The organism is Paenibacillus phytohabitans (assembly GCF_013141775.1).
Lineage (GTDB): Bacteria > Bacillota > Bacilli > Paenibacillales > Paenibacillaceae > Paenibacillus_AQ > Paenibacillus_AQ phytohabitans.
Genome location: NZ_WHOB01000020.1, coordinates 323188 through 340611, shown reverse-complemented (window position 1 = coordinate 340611; position 17424 = coordinate 323188). Strand labels below are relative to the sequence as shown.

Here is a 17424-nt window from a genome sequence, read left to right as displayed (position 1 = left end):
CGAGAATCATGAGGAGCCTGCAAGCTTCGCTAAACTTTGGGAGGAAAAGCATGAACATTCAAAAAGTGTTGATTGCCAACCGCGGCGAAATCGCGGTCCGCATTATCAGGGCCTGCCGTGAACTGGGCATTTCCACCGTAGCAGTCTATTCGGAGCCGGACCGGGATTCACTGCATGTCCGTCTGGCTGATGAAGCGTACTGTATTGGTCCGATGCCCGCCAAGGACAGCTATCTGAATTTTACAAATATTATGAGCGTAGCCACGCTCACCGACTGTGATGCCATTCATCCCGGCTATGGCTTCCTGGCCGAGAATGCGGATTTCGCGGAGATTTGTGAATCCTGCAATATTACATTTATAGGCCCTTCTCCGGATGCGATCACACGGATGGGTGACAAGGCTGTAGCCAAAGAAACCATGAAGCTGGCCGGAGTTCCGATTATTCCGGGCTCTGACGGGCTTGTCGGCGACATAGAGGAAGCGGTTATGCTGGGCCGTGATATTGGTTATCCGATCATCGTCAAGGCTACAGCAGGCGGCGGAGGCAAAGGCATCCGCATTGCCGAGGACGAAGCATCACTGGTGAAGCAGATTACGGCTGCCCAGCAGGAAGCGCAGAAGGCTTTTGGCAACGCTGGTGTGTATCTTGAGAAATTCCTGACCGGCATGAAGCATGTGGAGATTCAGATTATCGCCGATAATCATGGCAATGTAGTCCATCTGGGTGAACGGGACTGCTCCGTGCAGCGCCGCCGCCAGAAGCTGATTGAAGAAGCGCCTTGCTCCGTGCTTACCCCGGAGGTCCGTGATGCAATGGGTCAAGCGGCTGTACGGGCTGCGCAGGCGGTAAATTACTCGGGAGCGGGTACGCTGGAATTCCTGCTGGGGCCGGACGGACAGTTCTACTTCATGGAGATGAACACGCGTATCCAGGTTGAGCATCCGGTAACGGAGATGGTCACCGGCGTGGATCTGATCAAGGAAATGATCTCTGTGGCGGAAGGCAACCCCTTGTCCTTCACCCAGGAGGATATTGTGATCAACGGCTGGTCAATCGAATGCCGTATTAACGCCGAGGACCCTGAACGTAATTTCATGCCGTCTCCGGGCAAAATCGGCTTCTATCTGCCGCCGGGCGGACTTGGAGTGCGGGTGGACAGCGCGGCTTATCCGGGCTACACCATTTCACCTTTTTATGACTCGATGATCGCCAAGCTGATCGTCTGGGCGCCGACGCGCTATGAAGCCATTGCCAAGATGAAACGGGCTTTATCCGAATTCGCTGTGGAAGGCATACATACAACCATACCTTTCCATCAGAGATTGCTGGAGCATCCGGTATTTTTGGACGGGAATTTCGATATCAAATTCCTGGAAGAGTATGAAATTTAGGACGACTTCTCATTGTTTGTCATAAAGTTCGTCAAATGATATAGTATGTTTAATAAGAGACGTGCTGCCTTGCTTGAAATGCCCGAATAACTTTTTTACCGGAAAGGTGTGAAGTCCAAAATGAGTACATTGCCGACAGAATACGAACGTACGGAAATTGGTGAGATCCAGATTGCTCCTGAAGTGATCGAGGTTATCGCAGGTTTGGCAACCGTAGAGGTTAAAGGCGTGGCCGGAATGAGCGGCGGTTTCGCCGGAGGAATCGTGGAGCTTCTCGGACGCAAGAACTTGTCTAAGGGCGTTAAGGTTGAAGTGGGACAACGCGAAGCTGCAGTGGATGTATCCGTAATCATTGAATACGGCAACCGTCTTCCTGAAGTGGCTGCTGAAATTCAGCGCAACGTTAAGCGTTCCATCGAAACCATGACCGGCCTGACGGTTGTAGAAGTGAATGTGCATATCCATGATGTGCAGTTCAGAAACGCCACAAGTGTTGACAAAAGCGAAGATACAGACGCGGTTATCCGCGTGAAGTAAAGGCCTTTGTTCTTCCATAAACCCCCGACGTAGGTCGAGGGTTTACCTTAATTTAAGGAGGTTATGTGACTCGTGGCCAAAATTCTGGACAGGCTTCTGCTGTTCCTTTACAGCTTAAGTATCGGAATACTATCTGTAATTGCCATCCTCCTCTTGAGCGGCGCCATTCCGGACACGTTTGAGATTCCTGACGGGCCGGGGGCCTATATCGCTGCGATTACAGCTGCGGTTATTCTTTTCCTGCTGAGCATCCGTTTCTTCTACATCTCCCTGCGCCGCGACCGTGCTTCCCTGCCGTCCGTGGATCAGCGTACAGAGTATGGGGACATTCAGATCTCCATGGAAACCATCGAGAACCTCAGCCTCAAGGCTGCAGGCAAAGTGAAGGGCATCCGTGATCTGAAGTCGCGCATCCGCGTCTCGCAGGCCGGACTTGAAATTATGATCCGGGCAGTTGTGGACGGCGAGCATTCCCTGCCTCTGCTTACTACGGAGGTTCAGCGCCAGGTGCATGATTTCGTGCAGGAAACAACCGGAATTCCGGTAGCGGATGTATCTGTATATATTGCTAACCTCACACAGTCACCAAGCTTCAAAAGTCGAGTGGAATAGAGGTGAGTTTCCCTTATGTCTTGGAGAGAAGTATGGGAAAGTCACGGGGGTAGAATTGCCGGAGTTACCTTCGGGGTCGTTCTCGGTCTGATTTATCTGATTAGCGGTTTTTGGGATATGCTGTTCTTTGCACTGGTAGTGTTCATCGGATATACGCTTGGCAAAAGAAAGGATACCGCACAGGCTCCCCTGTTTCAGTGGCAGGAGCTCGTGAGCCGGCTGTCCGGACGCTGGCGTCCCTTCAAATGAACCGCGATAGTCTTTCTCCCGGAAGCCTGGAACCCGTTACTTTGAGTTGCTGACCTGCGGAAGAACGGCTGCGCGGTTTTTTGGTAAGAAGATTTAAGAAATTCAAATACAAAGTATGCTAGTTAAAGACTGTAGGAGGAACAAATGAAAAGACGTTTAGCGAGAGAAATTATTGTCCAGAGCCTGTACCAGATGGAAATGAATGATGTGGAAGTTACTGAGGCTGTAGAAATGCTCATTGAGGAAGCTGCCGATGAGAACGAAACCGAACGCGTCATCACTGACGAGACCGAGCTGAAGGCTTATGTGATCGCCCATGTAAACGGCGTCTGGGAGCACAAAATGGCCATCGACGAAATGCTGGAGCATTACCTCAAAGGCTGGCAGATGAGCCGCCTGTCCCGTGTTGACCGTCAGATTCTGCGTCTGGCCACGTTCGAGATGATCTTTGCCAGTGATGTGCCGGCCAAGGTAGCTGTCAATGAGGCAATTGATCTGGCCAAGCATTTCGGCACCGATGATTCTGGTAAATTCGTGAACGGCGTACTCGGCAAGATGATTCAGGATGTAGATACGCTTAGAGCGGATCTGTAATCGTTAAATAGACAAAAGGGGAGAGACTTACATGACAGCAGCGATTATCAGCGGTAAACAGGTATCGGACGAAATTCGGATCAGCATTGCCCGGGAGGTTGCAGAGCTTACGGAACGTGGCGTTAAGCCCGGTCTTGCTGTCGTTCTAGTCGGTGAAGATCCGGCTTCTCAGGTCTATGTGCGTAACAAGGAGAAATCATGTATTGAGCTGGGCTTCCATTCCGAGGTTCACCGGCTGGATGCAGCAACGAGCCAGGAGGATCTGCTCGCTCTGGTGGCTGATCTGAACGGCCGTGATGATATTGACGGCATTCTCGTGCAATTGCCGCTTCCCAAGCATATTGAAGAGAAGGCAGTCATTAATGCCATTTCCGTGGAGAAGGATGTTGACGGGTTCCATCCGGTCAATGTAGGGAACCTGGTCATTGGTGATGACAGTCTGCTCCCTTGTACTCCTGCGGGAGTCATCGAATTGATCAAACGGACAGGCACTGATATTTCCGGCAAGCATGCTGTGGTTATCGGCCGCAGCAATATTGTCGGCAAGCCGGTGTCCCTGCTGCTGCAGCGTGAGAATGCCACGGTTACCATGTGCCATTCACGCACCGCGAATATGGCTGAACTCAGCCGCCAGGCGGATATTCTGGTAGTTGCCATCGGCCGGGCTAACTTCATCGATGCTTCCTTCGTGAAGCCGGGTGCAGTTGTCATTGATGTCGGAATGAACCGTCTGGATACCGGCAAGCTTGCCGGTGATGTCGATTATGAGAGTGCCCGTGAAGTCGCCGGGTTTATTACGCCTGTGCCGGGCGGAGTAGGGCCGATGACGATCACGATGCTGATGAGCAACACGCTGATCGCGGCCAAACGCCGCCACGGCCTGAAGTAGGCTAAGCTTATGGCGGCAGAGCGGCAGGTCTACTCCATTAAGGAACTTAACAAGTATATCCGCATGAAGCTGGATTCGGATGCGGTGCTCTCCGATGTATGGATCCGCGGTGAAATATCGAATTTCACCCACCACGGAAGCGGGCATATGTATTTCACGCTGAAGGATGAGAGCAGCCGGATCAAGGCGATCATGTTTGCTTCACATAACTCGCGGCTGCCTTTTGTACCGAAGGAAGGGACCAAGGTCATTGCCAGAGGCAACGTGACGGTCTATGAACGGGACGGGCAGTATCAATTCTACGCCACCCACATGCAGCCGGACGGAATCGGCAGCCTGTATCTGGCTTACGAACAGCTGAAGAGCAAGCTGGAGCAGGAGGGGCTGTTCGCAGCGGCGCGCAAGCGTCCGCTGCCGCGGTTCCCGCGCGTGATCGGTGTAGTTACCTCGCCGACAGGAGCGGCAGTGCGGGATATTATCATCACCCTGCAGCGCCGTTATCCGCAGGTGGCGGTGGTGCTCTATCCTGTGCTTGTACAGGGTAAAGGCGCCGGCCCTTCCATTGTGAAGGCCATCGAGAACCTGAACGCCATGGGCGAGGCCGATGTGCTGATTGTAGGGCGCGGCGGCGGCTCCCTGGAGGAGCTCTGGGCCTTCAATGAAGAGGCCGTCGCCCGCGCGATTGCGGCCTCCAGAATTCCGGTCATCTCGGCCGTCGGCCACGAGACCGACTTCACGATCGCCGACTTCGCCGCCGATCTCCGTGCGGCGACCCCTACGGCGGCAGCGGAGCTTGCCGTGCCGAGCGCAGCCGAGCTCGCCGGGCAGCTGCGCACCGCCCAGCAGCGGCTGCGCCAAGGGCTGCTGCGCCGCTCACAGCGCAGCGGCGAGCGCCTCGCGGCGCTGCAGCGCTCGCTGGCGCTGGCCGGCCCGCGCCGGCAGCTGGCCCAGCACGCGCAGCGGCTGGACATGCTGCGCGCGGCCCTGGTCCGCGCAGCCGAGGCAAGGCACAGCAGCGCGCAGGGGCGCAGCGCGCTGCTGCATCAGAGCCTGCAGCGCTTCCATCCGCGGGACAGCATTAGCGCTGCCCGCCGGCGCACGGATAGCCTTACCCGTGAGCTGACGGGGGCGATGCAGGCGCGCTTCCAGGATAAGCGCGCGCGCTATGTGGCTGAGCTGCGCCATCTGGATGCGCTCAGCCCGCTCAAGGTGATGTCACGGGGCTACAGCCTCGTGTACGACGAGAACGAAGAGCATTTAATCAAATCGCTGAAGGAAGTTGAAGTTGGCGATAAGGTGAACATAAAGCTTAATGACGGACAGCTAAACTGCCAGGTATGGGGAATGAAGGAGGATGTTAAAGACGATGGCAAAAGAAGCGGAACTGGATTTTGAGGGAGCCATGGAGCGCCTGGAGGTAATCGTACGCGAGCTTGAGCATGGCGACGTTCCCCTGGAGAAGGCGATTGATTTATTCCAGCAGGGAATGAAGCTGTCGCAGCTCTGCGGCAGTAAGCTGGAGCAGGTAGAGCGCAAGATCGAGATGATTACGGTAGAGGATGGCGAGCTGCGCAAGAAGCCATTCGGAGCCCGGCTGGAAGGCGATGGCGATGAGTCGTTCTGAGCTGGAACCGGGCAGCAGTGAAGCGGAAGCACACGGGCGCGCACCGCTTGAGCAGTATATTGCAGAGGTGGGACACTGGGTTGCTGATGCACTGACGGCAACCCTGCCTGCGCAGTGGATTGTGCCTCAGGTGCTCAGGGAGGCGATGGACTATTCGCTGCAGGCCGGAGGCAAACGCCTGCGCCCGCTGCTGGTCATCGCCGCCTGTGAAGCGCTTGGCGGCAGCCGTGAGGCTGCGCTGCCCGTAGCGGCAGCGATTGAAATGGTGCATACTTATTCATTGATTCACGATGATCTGCCGGCCATGGATAATGACGACTACCGGCGCGGCAAGCTCACGAACCACAAGGTCTTCGGGGAAGCTGCGGCGATCCTGGCCGGGGATGCACTGCTGACGCATGCCTTCTATAGTGTGGTACAAGCTTCGCGTAAATTTGGCGTTCCGGCAGAGAATGTGCTGTCCATTGTTGAGGATCTGGCCGAAATGGCCGGTCCGCGCGGAATGGTCGGCGGGCAGGTTGCCGATATGGAAGGCGAGCAGGGCTTAACCGACCTGCATCAGCTTCAGTATATCCATCTTCATAAGACAGGCGATCTGATGATCTTCTCGCTGCTGGCGGGAGGCAGAATCGCCGGTGCGGATGAGCGTCGGCTGGAGGCGCTGCGCCAGTTCGGTACGCAGATTGGCCTGGCTTTTCAGATTCAGGATGATATCCTTGATCTGGTCGGCGATGAGAGCAAGCTGGGCAAAAAAACCGGCAGTGATATCAAGCAGCAAAAGGTGACCTATCCCTACTTCATCGGCCTGGAAGCCTCGCGTGAAGAGGTGAAGCGGCTGACCGCTGAAGCGCACAGCGCGGTCCTTGAGGGCGGATTTCAGGATCATACCCGGCTGCTTGAAATTGCAGATTATTTGATGTCACGCGATCATTAGGTACATTTCGGAAACGGCTGTGTTTCGACAGCCGTTTCGTTTGTGTTATAATGGGGTTTATATTTTACAACATCTAGGAAAGCGGGGAATACTCGTGCTGCTTCCACAAATAAATGATCCTCAGCAACTTAAATCTTTGTCAGTCGAGGAGCTGGCAGCCCTTGCGGAAGAAATCCGCCGGTTTTTAATAGACAAACTTACAGTAACCGGAGGGCATCTCGGATCCAACCTGGGGGTAGTGGAGCTCACGCTGGCCCTGCATTACTGCTATGACAGTCCCCGGGATAAGATGATATATGACGTCGGTCATCAGGCGTATGTGCACAAGATACTGACTGGCCGCCAGGACCGGTTTGATACACTGCGCAAGCAGGGCGGCTTATGCGGGTTTGTGAAGCGTTCGGAGAGCGAACATGATGTCTGGGAAGCCGGACACAGCAGTACCTCTTTGTCTGCCGCAATGGGTATGGCCATGGCCCGGGATTTGAAGGGCGAGGACAATAGGGTCATCGCTGTGATCGGCGACGGTGCGCTTACCGGGGGGATGGCCTTTGAGGCGCTGAACCATATTGGACATGAACGCCGCAAGCTGATGGTGATCCTCAATGACAATGAGATGTCTATCGCACCGAATGTAGGAGCCATGCATAATTATTTGAGCAAAATCCGCTCGGACCGCCATTATCTGCGTGCGAAGGATGAAGTGGAAGGCCTGCTCAAAAAAATCCCGGCGATTGGCGGGCGGCTGGCCAAGACGGCGCAGAATGTGAAGGACGGCCTGAAGAATATGCTGGTTCCCGGTGTTCTGTTCGAAGAGCTCGGATTCACGTATCTGGGACCCGTGGATGGTCATGATCTGGAGAAAATGATCGACACCTTCCATCAGGCAGATAATGTGTCTGGTCCTGTGCTGGTACATGTGCTGACGACGAAGGGCAAAGGCTACAAGCCGGCCGAAACGGACTTCTATAAATCACATGCGATCTCACCCTACAAAATTGAATCCGGCCAGTCTCTTAAGGCTGTGAAGGCTGTCAGCCACCCGATGTATACCGAAGTATTCGGGGAGACGCTGATTGAGCTGGGCCGTCAGGATTCAAGACTGATTGCGGTCACACCGGCAATGCCGGGCGGCTCGGGCCTGTTCCCGTTCGCGAAGGAATTCCCGGACCGGATGATCGATGTCGGTATCGCTGAGCAGCATGCAGCCACGCTGTGCGCCGCTCTGGCCATGGAGGGGATGAAGCCGGTCTATGCCGTTTACTCCACTTTTATGCAGCGTGCCTATGACCAGATTGTCCATGATATCTGCAGACATAATGCCAATGTAATGTTTGCCATCGACCGCGCCGGTTTTGTCGGTGCGGACGGGGAGACCCATCAAGGGGTATATGATATAGCTTTCATGCGGCACATCCCGAATATAGTGCTTATGATGCCTAAGGATGAGAATGAGCTGCGCCATATGATGAAGACGGCACTGGAATACAATGACGGACCTATTGCTTACCGTTATCCGCGGATAGAGGGCACCGGGGCGGCTGTAGATGCCGAACTGCGTTGTCTGCCTATCGGCTCCTGGGAGCGTCTGCGTCCCGGGGATGATTACGCAGTGCTGGCCTGCGGCCCGATGGTTCAGCTAGCCGAGGAGGCAGCTGAGCTGCTCAAGCGTGAAGGCATTCAGGTTAGCGTAGTGAACGCCCGGTTCCTGAAGCCGCTGGATAATACCATGCTGCTTGAACTGGCTCATGCCGGAACCAGCATGGTTGTGCTTGAAGAAGCCAGCCAGGCAGGCAGTCTTGGCAGCGCAGTGCTCGAATTCTATGCGGAACATGAGATTTATGATGCACGAGTTCACTTGATGGGCGTGCCGGATATCTTCGTTGAGCATGGTTCGATCAAGGAGCAGCGCCAGGAAACCGGCCTCACCGTTGAAGCCTTGTGTACGCGGATCAAGGCGATGAAGGCGCTAAGCACTTATACTTACAAGTCGACTTCCAATTCCTGAGTACAGGGTGGAAGCCGGACCCAAGTGACCAGGAGATGAACATGGAACACCCTAAAGAACGTATAGATGTACTGTTAGTTGAGCAAGGCTTCTACGACAGCCGTGAGAAGGCCAAGGCAGCAATCATGGCGGGTCTTGTGCTGGCGAATGAAGAACGGATTGAGAAGCCGGGAATGAAGGTGCTGCGCAGCTCTGTCTTAAGAGTCAAAGGAGCTGTGCATCCCTACGTCAGCCGGGGCGGCCTGAAGCTGGAGAAAGCACTGCGGCAGTTCGGCATTGACCTGAACGGGAGGAATATGCTGGATATCGGCTCCTCTACAGGAGGCTTCACCGATTGTGCGCTCCAGAACGGGGCAGCACATGTGTATGCTATTGATGTCGGCCATAACCAGCTGGACTGGAGCCTGCGCAACGACGAGCGGGTAACCGTAATGGAGCAGACCAACTTCCGCTACATGACCCCGCCTGACCTGAAGGGGCCGGTACCTGACTTTGCCAGTATTGATGTGTCCTTTATTTCACTGAAGATTATTCTGCCGCCGCTGATGGCGCTCCTGAACCGCCCGGCCGATATCGCTGCGCTGATCAAGCCGCAGTTCGAGGCCGGACGGGAAAAGGTGGGGAAATCCGGTGTAGTCCGCGAATCAGCCGTTCACAAAGAGGTGCTTGTTAATGTGCTGTCAATGGCGGCCGGGCTGGGCTATAAGCTGGAAGGGCTGACCTTCTCTCCAATTACCGGAGGGGAAGGCAATATTGAATTCCTGGCTCACTGGAAGCTGCTGCCTGTAGCAGTAGATAACTCTACGGACGAACAGCACGAACAGCAGCTTTTCCCGGCTGAAGCACAGCCGAATTCTTTCGCCGCGCTTGCCGAATCCGTAATCAAGGAAGCGAATGCAACCTTTAGCGCTACGAACAATGGAAACTCATCTAAACGATGAGTTTCTTTTGCTGCAAAAATAATCGTTTTCTGCCTGCAATATACATGCTTCAAGCGGTGTTATACGTTATAATTAATGAACTTAAGCAGGCAACGCTTCATCTGCAGTCAGCTTCAACTTTTTGCTGCCGGATCAGGCTCTGTTATTCCCCTCAAGCAGGATTTCGCCTGCCTTCACGCGAATAGATTCACCGAGGTGATGGGAGTGGCGAGCTCTGACAAGGCCGTTGTAGCACTCATTGGACTGGCGGCGGCAATCTTTATCGTTTACCGGATCTACATCTGGCTCCAAGGTTCCCCAAGATCGTTCATGAAGGACAGGGTACCGATCAATACCATTATTCAGCCTCATCCGTCCATCGGATTATTAGAGGATGCCGGTTACGAGGTCATAGGCGGCAAGCTGAAGATTCCTTTGTCCTTTCAAGTGAACGGGGCACCGATGTACAGCAGGCTGTTCATTGATTATGTGGCCAGCAAAGATGAGGAGCATTTCTATCTGGTTATTCTGTCCCGGCCGCGCAAAGGGCTTGAGTTCACCGGCAGCGGACTTCGCGACACTCTGCTTCCTTATCTGCTAATTTATCCGGATTGTAGCGGTGTGCTGTACGTGGATACGGTGAATTCAGCAATTCATGTGATTAAGTTAGGCAAAGACGATGGTGAATCCAATTGAGATCAACTTATAAATACGGGAGGCAACAATGAAGGGACACAGGCACATCAAAATAAGAGAAATTATTACGCAGAGGGAGATCGAGACCCAGGATGATCTGGTGGAGGCTCTGCGTGAATCCGGATTTCAGGTTACCCAGGCCACAGTATCCCGTGATATCAAGGAACTGCTGCTGATTAAGGTGCCGATGGATGACGGGCGCTACAAATACTCCCTGCCGACTGACCAGCGCTATAATCCGACCCAGAAGCTTAAGCGGGTGCTGGTGGATAATTTTGTGCAGATCGATTTCTCCGCCAACCTTGTGGTTATGAAATGTCTTCCGGGAACAGCCAATTCTGTGGCTGCACTGATTGATAATATTGACTGGCCGCAAATTATGGGCACCATCTCGGGCGATGACACCATTCTGATTATCTGCCGCCAGCCTGAGGACAGCAAAGGCGTTATTGCACAAATTATGGGCTACATCTCGTAACTTCATCACCTTTTTACACTTAAATAAGCGATCATCTTTTCGGAGGTGCTGTATTCGTGTTAGACACGTTATCAATCCGCAATCTGGCCGTCGTTGAGGCGGTGGATGTGCATTTTTATCCCGGCTTTCATGTTCTTACAGGGGAGACGGGGGCAGGGAAATCGATTATTATCGATGCGCTTGCACTCATTGCCGGGGGCCGCGGTTCTGCGGACTCTATCCGGTATGGGTGTGAAAAGGCAGAAATGGAAGCGCTTTTCAGCTTGCCGGGAACCCATCCGGTCTGGGATACGCTGGAACGGCTTGGCATTGGAGCAGAACGCGAAGAGCATCTGGTGATCCGCCGGGAGATTACCTCTCAAGGCAAAAGCACTTCACGGGTGAACGGACAGATGGTCAATCTCAGCATGCTGCGGGAAATCGGTGAACAGCTGGTGAATATCCACGGGCAGCATGAGCATCAGAACCTGCTGAAGGCTGAACGTCATCTGGGGCTGCTGGATACTTACGGCGAAGCTGTGATTGGCCCGCTCAAAGCTGACTACCAGGAGAAATATACGGCCTTCGCCAAAGTGGAAAAAGAACTCCGGGAACTTCAGGAATCCAGTCAAAAAGCGTATCAAATGCTTGATTTGTACCGTTTTCAGCTGGAGGAAATTTCTGCTGCAGGACTAAAACCGGGAGAAGATGAATTACTTAACGAAGAAAGGGTCAAACTATCCCACAGTGAGAAAATGATGGATTCAGTATCCGGCGCATACGAGCTGCTGTATGACAGGCAAGGGCTGGAATCCATCGGGAGTGTCATCTCCAAGCTGGAGGATGCGATCCGTTATGACGAGAAGGGCCTGAGGGCTGTGTTCGAGCAGCTGCAGTCGTCGTATTACCAGCTGGAGGATGCGGCCTTCCAGTTGCGTGACTACCGCGAAGATATCGAATTCAATCCGGCACGGCTGGAGGAAATTGAGAACCGTCTGGATCTGATCACAGGGCTGCGGCGCAAATACGGGGACAGTGTAGAGCAGATTCTGGAGTATTATGAGCAGATTCACCGGGAGACCGATCTTCTGGAGAATAAGGACGAATACATTGAGAAATTGACGGCCAAACGCGATGGCCTGCTCGGCACTTTAATGAAAGCCGCCGGAGCGCTCAGCACGGCACGCCGCCAGTGTGCTACGGATCTCGCTTCCCAAGTGGAAGGTGAGCTGAAGGATCTGCAGATGGAGCGGACTTCGCTTCAGGTCAAAATGGATACGCTCGAAGACCCGCGCGGTATTGAGTATCAGGACCGGCGATACCGTCTTACCCGGCAGGGGATTGACAGCGCAGAGTTCATGATCTCCCCGAACCCGGGCGAACCGCTGCGGCCGCTGGGCAAAATCGCCTCCGGCGGTGAGCTGTCCCGCATCATGCTGGCGATGAAGAGTATTTTTGCCCGGCATGACGCCATTCCTGTCCTGATCTTCGATGAAGTGGATACCGGTGTCAGCGGGCGCGCGGCACAATCCATTGCGGATAAATTATACAAGCTGTCCTCCACCTGTCAGGTGTTCTCCATTACTCACTTGCCGCAGGTGGCCTGTATGGCGGATCATCAATATCTGATTGTCAAAAAAGTCGAAGACGGACGCACGATGACCGAAGTGGACTCCCTCTCGGCGGAAGGCCGGGTGCTGGAGCTGGCCCGTATGCTGGGTGGTGTGGAAATTACCGAAAAAACATTGCATCACGCACAGGAAATGCTCGGTTTGGCTGAGGCCAGCAAAGCTGCTGCTGGGTAAGCGGGACAATGATTGACAGTAATAAAAGCCTGGGGGCAAGGTTATCTTATAGGTACGCAATTGGCGACCACCTTTTTCGTCAAGCGAAAGAAGCAAAAGGGAGCGTGACAGCCATTGAAGCCGAACCTCAGGAAGTTAATGCCCGGCCTTTTATTTGCCTTCTTTCTCAGCTTATCAGGCATAACGGGACCTCAACAGAGCTTTGCAGCACCGCTGGAACATCAGCCGCATAAAGCGGTTCAGGGGAATGACAATGAGCTTAGAGTCATCCCGGGAGGTCAGACGATTGGCGTGAAAGTGAAGTCAGCAGGGGTTCTGGTTGTGGGCCATCATCTGATTGAAGTGTCGGAGCAGTCCAAGATTTCACCCGGCGAGAACAGCGGACTGATGCCTGGTGATCTGATGATCTCCATTAATGGGGTCAAGCTGGACGAGGTATCCAAGGTAGCAAAGCTTGTGGAACGTGCCGGTAAAAGCAATGATTCCTTAAGTATTGTGTACAAACGCAGCGGCAAAGAGCACAAAGCTCAGCTAAAACCCGCGTATGACCGCAATGACAAGGTATGGAGACTGGGGCTCTACATCCGCGATTCCGCGGCAGGTGTGGGTACCCTGACTTTCTATGCTCCGAAACAAGGCGTATACGGTGCTCTGGGGCATGTCATTACCGACATGAACACCGGCACACCGATTGTTGTCGGCAGCGGCCATATCGTCCAGTCCAGTGTCACCTCCATTTCCAAAAGCCAGGATGGCGATCCTGGGGAGAAACGGGCACATTTTCTGAAGGAAAGCCAGGTTCTCGGTAATGTGGAGAGCAATACGGATTTCGGAATCTTCGGCAAAATGACCCGCAATCCGGAGCACAGCCTGTACCAGGAACCGATACCCGTTGCAATGAGCGCTGAAGTGAAGGAAGGCCCGGCACAGATTCTTACAGTAGTCGATGGTCAGCAGGTGGAGCGTTTCAATGTGGAGATCATTCATGTGGCCCGCCAGCAGACTCCGGCGACCAAAGGCATGGTCCTGCGCATCACCGATTCCCGTCTGATTGATAAGACCGGCGGGATTGTTCAGGGGATGAGCGGAAGTCCGATTGTCCAGAATGGCCGGCTGATCGGTGCAGTTACCCACGTATTCGTCAATGATCCCAAGTCGGGTTACGGCTGCTTCATCGAATGGATGCTTCGTGACTCCGGTGTGGTGCAACAAGAGAATTTGCTTCCCTACAATCTTAAGGCGGTTTAGCCTTAAGATTTTTTTGTCGAAGGCCAGCGATAAACCTCGAATCGTGAAACAAAATATTTAATTATAAATCAACACCGAAAAAAAATAAAGAAAAATAATTTTCGACAGAAGGATATTCAATCTTCATGTCGAAAACTTAAGGGAGAGAAGATAATAAGGAGGAAGCAGCCAGTGCAGAATATTGAAGTGTTGTTGGCCGATGATAACAGGGAGTTCACTAACTTGCTTGCCGAGTACATTACCGAACAGGAAGATATGACCGTGACAGGCATTGCCTATAATGGTGAAGAAGTGCTTCAAATGCTGAGCGGAGCACGTAAAGTTCCCGATGTCCTTATTCTTGATATCATCATGCCGCATCTGGACGGCCTTGGCGTTCTGGAACGCCTGCGCGATATGGATCTGAACCCGCAGCCGAAGATCATCATGCTGACCGCTTTCGGCCAGGAGAACATCACCCAAAGAGCTGTTCAGCTAGGAGCATCTTATTATATTTTGAAGCCGTTCGATATGGAGGTTCTGGCGAACCGTGTGCGTCAGCTTGTGGGCGCCCAAGGCAGCATGAGCACTTCTGCCAGCATGTCCGGCTATTCGAGTTCCAGATCTTCCAGTAATGTGGTACCTTTGTCCAAAGGAAAGAATCTGGATGCCAATATTACATCGATCATTCATGAAATCGGCGTACCTGCGCATATTAAAGGTTATCAGTACCTGCGTGAAGCCATCACCATGGTCTACAACAATATCGAGATTCTGGGTGCCATCACTAAGACACTCTACCCTGCCATTGCCGAGAAATTCAAGACAACGCCTTCACGCGTGGAGCGTGCCATCCGCCATGCGATCGAAGTCGCCTGGACCCGCGGCAACATTGACAGCATCAGCCATCTGTTCGGCTATACGATTAATATCTCCAAATCCAAGCCAACTAACTCGGAATTTATTGCCATGGTAGCCGACAAGCTGCGCATTGAGCATAAGGTGTCTTGAAGGGGTAAGGATCAGGATACGTGAAAGGGTTAACGGGAAAACGATGAGTCAATCAGTTTCTGCGTAGAATATGTACAAAACACACTCCTTCATGGGTATGCAAATCCCTTGAGGGATTTTTTTTGAAGTAAGGATGTAAAATAAAATGATGGATATGGAAAATAAAGGTTTAATTATATAGTATTCTTAAGTTAAAGGAGACTATTATGAAAACATTAAGATTATTCTTGTGTATAACAGTTCTTTCAATGGTATTTGGTGTAACAAGTACATTTGCTTCAAGAGAACATCCAGGCATTTATATTAATAATGATAAATTAGATATTTATGCTAATGTATCATCTCTGGGCACGACACTGGTCCCTATGCGGCCGATCTTTGAGAAATATGGAATGAGCATTGAATGGGATAATGTTACGAAAGCAGTAACTGCAACGAAAGAGGGTACGGTCATTAAATTAACGCATAATTCTCATGATGGAGTTATTAATGGAGAAAAGGTTGCTTTAACTCAGGTTCCGACCTTAGAACCGAGCAACAATATATTTTACGTTAATCTAAGGTTTGTCTCTGAAGCATTAGGGGCAGCGGTTCAATGGAATAAAACAAACGATGATGCCTCAATCTACATTAGCTTTCCTGAATAATTGTTTAAATTAAAAAAAGGTGATCCCAACCCAACCGGTTAGGAATCACCTTTTATCTGTTTTTTTAGTGGATCGACTGGTTAGACAAGCCGTTCAGGTAAGCATCTGCTTCTTCATAGGTCGGGTAGTGAACAGCGAATTTGCCGAACAAGCGCTTCATTTGCATTTTCCATACCGGGGAATCTGCAACGTAGACCCAGCCGCCGACACCTGCGGCAATTGCCAGGTCGCCCGTCGGAGCAAGCAAAGCTGCTACTTCCGGAGACAGTACAGTCGGGGAACCCGTTACATCGGTTACGCCGGTGAATCCCGGTTTCAGTTTCTTCAGAGCACTCTCGAAATCAGCTATGTATGCAGGCACGTCACCTTCGGTGAGGCCATAGGCTCTAACAATCACCTGATTTTTCGCTACATTTACTTCCATGGTGTAAGACATGATAATTCCCCCAGTAGTGATTTTGATTTTACATTAGTCTTTATCGGATAAGAATGCAGGCTATTTGAGAGAATAAGGAAATCAAATCGAATCAGTTCACAGTTATGGGAATTACCTCCATTTAGAGCGGATTTAGCCTTAAGCTTAGCTGCTCTGAGTGCTAATAATGGAGTTTTTATTGATTCTGCCTAAAGAATTTACACAAACAATTGTTATAATGAAACACAAATTGTTATCTTGTGTTATGATATAGGTAGAGGTGGCTCCTATGAACGATTTCGATAACTATCCCGATGAGCTGGGGAATTTCATCCGGCACTTCCGCAAAGCTCGAGGTTTGACCTTACGAGGGCTTGAAGAGAAGAGCGGCATCAGCTATTCACAGCTTAGCAAGATTGAACGGGGAGAGAGTATTCCGCTTAAAGATAACCTGGACAAGATTATTGAGGCGCTCGGAGGGGATCTTAAGAACCGGATGTATCACTTGGCGGACTACATGCCTGACATTGAATACATTAAGACTCTCAAGCAAGGCTACAAGCTGCCGCAGCATAATCAGTCCCAGGATTACATCTATGAAACGGCGTTTAACAAGCTGAAGGAGTTCCGGGCTAAGGAAGACAAAGAAACGTCATATGTTTCGTTTGATTCTGACGAAGTTATCGTTTATGAAACGGAATATGGGGCAGGAATGGTAATAGAGAAGATCGAGAAATATAACCTGACCGATGTCCTGAACGATAAATTCGTGGGAAGTCTGGACAGCCTCCGCAAACAGCCCCGCAAAGGGCGTCAGGCCTATTTGTTCGGAGAATGGCTGCGCGAATGCATCTATGAGCTGAAGGAAGAAGAGCAGGACCAGGTTATCCAGTCATTGAAGGAATTCACCCAGTTCAAAGTTCAGCAGATCAAGGGCGTGTATAAGTGAAGAAGGGCCTAGCTCAGCTTGTTGTCAAAAATGAATAATGTTGCCCTTTCTTGCAGCCATCTATTCATCTTGATCCATAAACAACTACAAATGGTTAGACAGAAAAGGGGATACGAATCATGAGAATCAATATGAAGTTTACCAGCAAAGGTAAAGCTGCAATCGAGAATTTCAATAACGATGAGCTGTTGGAGATCTTTGCAAGATACATCAAAACACTTACTAAGAAATACGATATTGAAGTGGATGTGCCTCTTGAAGTGAACCAGAATATCGTAGGCGACGGTACGATCATTGCCCTGGCGCAGAATGTGAAATGCGATGTGGATACGTTCTTCAAAGAGCTGGGCCGCGATATCAAGGTTCCGCTGAAGAAGAGACTCGGCGGCAAGCTGGAGAATGTCTTCAAAACAGAATTCATCGAGTAGATCCTTGCGTACCATCATAAAAAGCCAT

The 17424-nt window shown here is 51.8% G+C and carries 20 protein-coding genes; 19 read left to right on the top strand and 1 reads right to left on the bottom strand.

Features of this window, described 5'->3' with window-relative positions; translation table 11 throughout:
- Window positions 1-50: 50 nt before the first annotated feature.
- The 17 genes from accC (at window position 51) to GC101_RS07830 (ending at window position 15604) form a co-directional block, all read left to right on the top strand.
- The gene (gene accC, locus GC101_RS07910) at window positions 51-1394 is read left to right on the top strand and encodes an acetyl-CoA carboxylase biotin carboxylase subunit (protein WP_039295502.1); all 1344 of its coding nucleotides are present in this window, start codon (window positions 51-53) and stop codon (window positions 1392-1394) included.
- A gap of 120 nt (window positions 1395-1514) precedes the next feature.
- A complete protein-coding gene (locus tag GC101_RS07905; RefSeq protein WP_039295505.1) occupies window positions 1515-1931 on the top strand; it encodes an Asp23/Gls24 family envelope stress response protein in 417 nt (138 codons plus the stop codon).
- 72 nt (window positions 1932-2003) lie between these two features.
- Complete coding sequence (amaP, locus tag GC101_RS07900) at window positions 2004-2543, top strand: alkaline shock response membrane anchor protein AmaP (RefSeq protein WP_039295507.1); 540 nt, start codon at window positions 2004-2006, stop codon at window positions 2541-2543.
- 15 nt (window positions 2544-2558) lie between these two features.
- The gene (locus tag GC101_RS07895) at window positions 2559-2792 is read left to right on the top strand and encodes a DUF2273 domain-containing protein (protein ID WP_042138734.1); all 234 of its coding nucleotides are present in this window, start codon (window positions 2559-2561) and stop codon (window positions 2790-2792) included.
- A 144-nt stretch (window positions 2793-2936) separates the two neighbouring features.
- Window positions 2937-3386 carry a transcription antitermination factor NusB gene (gene nusB / locus GC101_RS07890; protein WP_042138733.1) on the top strand — a complete coding sequence of 150 codons (450 nt, stop codon included), beginning with the start codon at window positions 2937-2939 and terminating at the stop codon, window positions 3384-3386.
- A gap of 31 nt (window positions 3387-3417) precedes the next feature.
- Window positions 3418-4275, top strand: a complete 858-nt coding sequence (folD, locus tag GC101_RS07885; RefSeq protein WP_076245597.1) for a bifunctional methylenetetrahydrofolate dehydrogenase/methenyltetrahydrofolate cyclohydrolase FolD — start codon at window positions 3418-3420, stop codon at window positions 4273-4275.
- 9 nt (window positions 4276-4284) lie between these two features.
- Window positions 4285-5670, top strand: a complete 1386-nt coding sequence (gene xseA / locus GC101_RS07880) for an exodeoxyribonuclease VII large subunit (protein WP_171716770.1) — start codon at window positions 4285-4287, stop codon at window positions 5668-5670.
- Window positions 5642-5899, top strand: coding sequence for an exodeoxyribonuclease VII small subunit (xseB, locus tag GC101_RS07875; protein WP_171716769.1), 258 nt, complete (start codon window positions 5642-5644; stop codon window positions 5897-5899). The genes xseA and xseB overlap by 29 nt, the downstream gene beginning before the upstream one ends.
- Complete coding sequence (locus tag GC101_RS07870) at window positions 5886-6833, top strand: polyprenyl synthetase family protein (protein ID WP_171716768.1); 948 nt, start codon at window positions 5886-5888, stop codon at window positions 6831-6833. The genes xseB and GC101_RS07870 overlap by 14 nt, the downstream gene beginning before the upstream one ends.
- Window positions 6834-6927: 94 nt before the next feature.
- Window positions 6928-8841, top strand: coding sequence for a 1-deoxy-D-xylulose-5-phosphate synthase (gene dxs / locus GC101_RS07865; RefSeq protein ID WP_042138729.1), 1914 nt, complete (start codon window positions 6928-6930; stop codon window positions 8839-8841).
- 41 nt (window positions 8842-8882) lie between these two features.
- Window positions 8883-9782: a TlyA family RNA methyltransferase gene (locus GC101_RS07860; RefSeq protein WP_171716767.1), complete on the top strand. Its 900-nt coding sequence runs from the start codon at window positions 8883-8885 to the stop codon at window positions 9780-9782.
- Window positions 9783-9986: 204 nt separating this feature from the next.
- Window positions 9987-10457, top strand: a complete 471-nt coding sequence (locus GC101_RS07855) for a hypothetical protein (RefSeq protein ID WP_052421957.1) — start codon at window positions 9987-9989, stop codon at window positions 10455-10457.
- A 28-nt stretch (window positions 10458-10485) separates the two neighbouring features.
- Window positions 10486-10935: a transcriptional regulator AhrC/ArgR gene (ahrC, locus tag GC101_RS07850; protein WP_039300423.1), complete on the top strand. Its 450-nt coding sequence runs from the start codon at window positions 10486-10488 to the stop codon at window positions 10933-10935.
- A gap of 56 nt (window positions 10936-10991) precedes the next feature.
- Entirely contained in the window at window positions 10992-12719 is a 1728-nt protein-coding gene (gene recN / locus GC101_RS07845) for a DNA repair protein RecN (RefSeq protein WP_171716766.1), read from the top strand.
- 114 nt (window positions 12720-12833) lie between these two features.
- Entirely contained in the window at window positions 12834-13967 is a 1134-nt protein-coding gene (gene spoIVB, locus GC101_RS07840) for a SpoIVB peptidase (RefSeq protein ID WP_171716765.1), read from the top strand.
- A gap of 171 nt (window positions 13968-14138) precedes the next feature.
- The gene (gene spo0A, locus GC101_RS07835; protein ID WP_042138725.1) at window positions 14139-14957 is read left to right on the top strand and encodes a sporulation transcription factor Spo0A; all 819 of its coding nucleotides are present in this window, start codon (window positions 14139-14141) and stop codon (window positions 14955-14957) included.
- Window positions 14958-15163: 206 nt separating this feature from the next.
- Window positions 15164-15604 carry a copper amine oxidase N-terminal domain-containing protein gene (locus GC101_RS07830; protein WP_171716764.1) on the top strand — a complete coding sequence of 147 codons (441 nt, stop codon included), beginning with the start codon at window positions 15164-15166 and terminating at the stop codon, window positions 15602-15604.
- A gap of 64 nt (window positions 15605-15668) precedes the next feature.
- Here the strand turns inward: GC101_RS07830 and GC101_RS07825 are convergent, their stop codons facing one another.
- On the bottom strand, window positions 15669-16040 hold the full coding sequence (locus GC101_RS07825) for a hypothetical protein (protein WP_171716763.1): 372 nt from the start codon (window positions 16038-16040) through the stop codon (window positions 15669-15671).
- Window positions 16041-16308: 268 nt separating this feature from the next.
- Here GC101_RS07825 and GC101_RS07820 point away from each other — a divergent pair, with 268 nt between their 5' ends.
- A complete protein-coding gene (locus GC101_RS07820; RefSeq protein WP_171716762.1) occupies window positions 16309-16968 on the top strand; it encodes a helix-turn-helix domain-containing protein in 660 nt (219 codons plus the stop codon).
- Between the two features lie 119 nt (window positions 16969-17087).
- Window positions 17088-17396 (top strand): hypothetical protein, encoded by a 309-nt coding sequence (locus GC101_RS07815; RefSeq protein ID WP_039300408.1) that lies wholly within the window; start codon window positions 17088-17090, stop codon window positions 17394-17396.
- The last annotated feature ends 28 nt before the right edge of the window (window positions 17397-17424 follow it).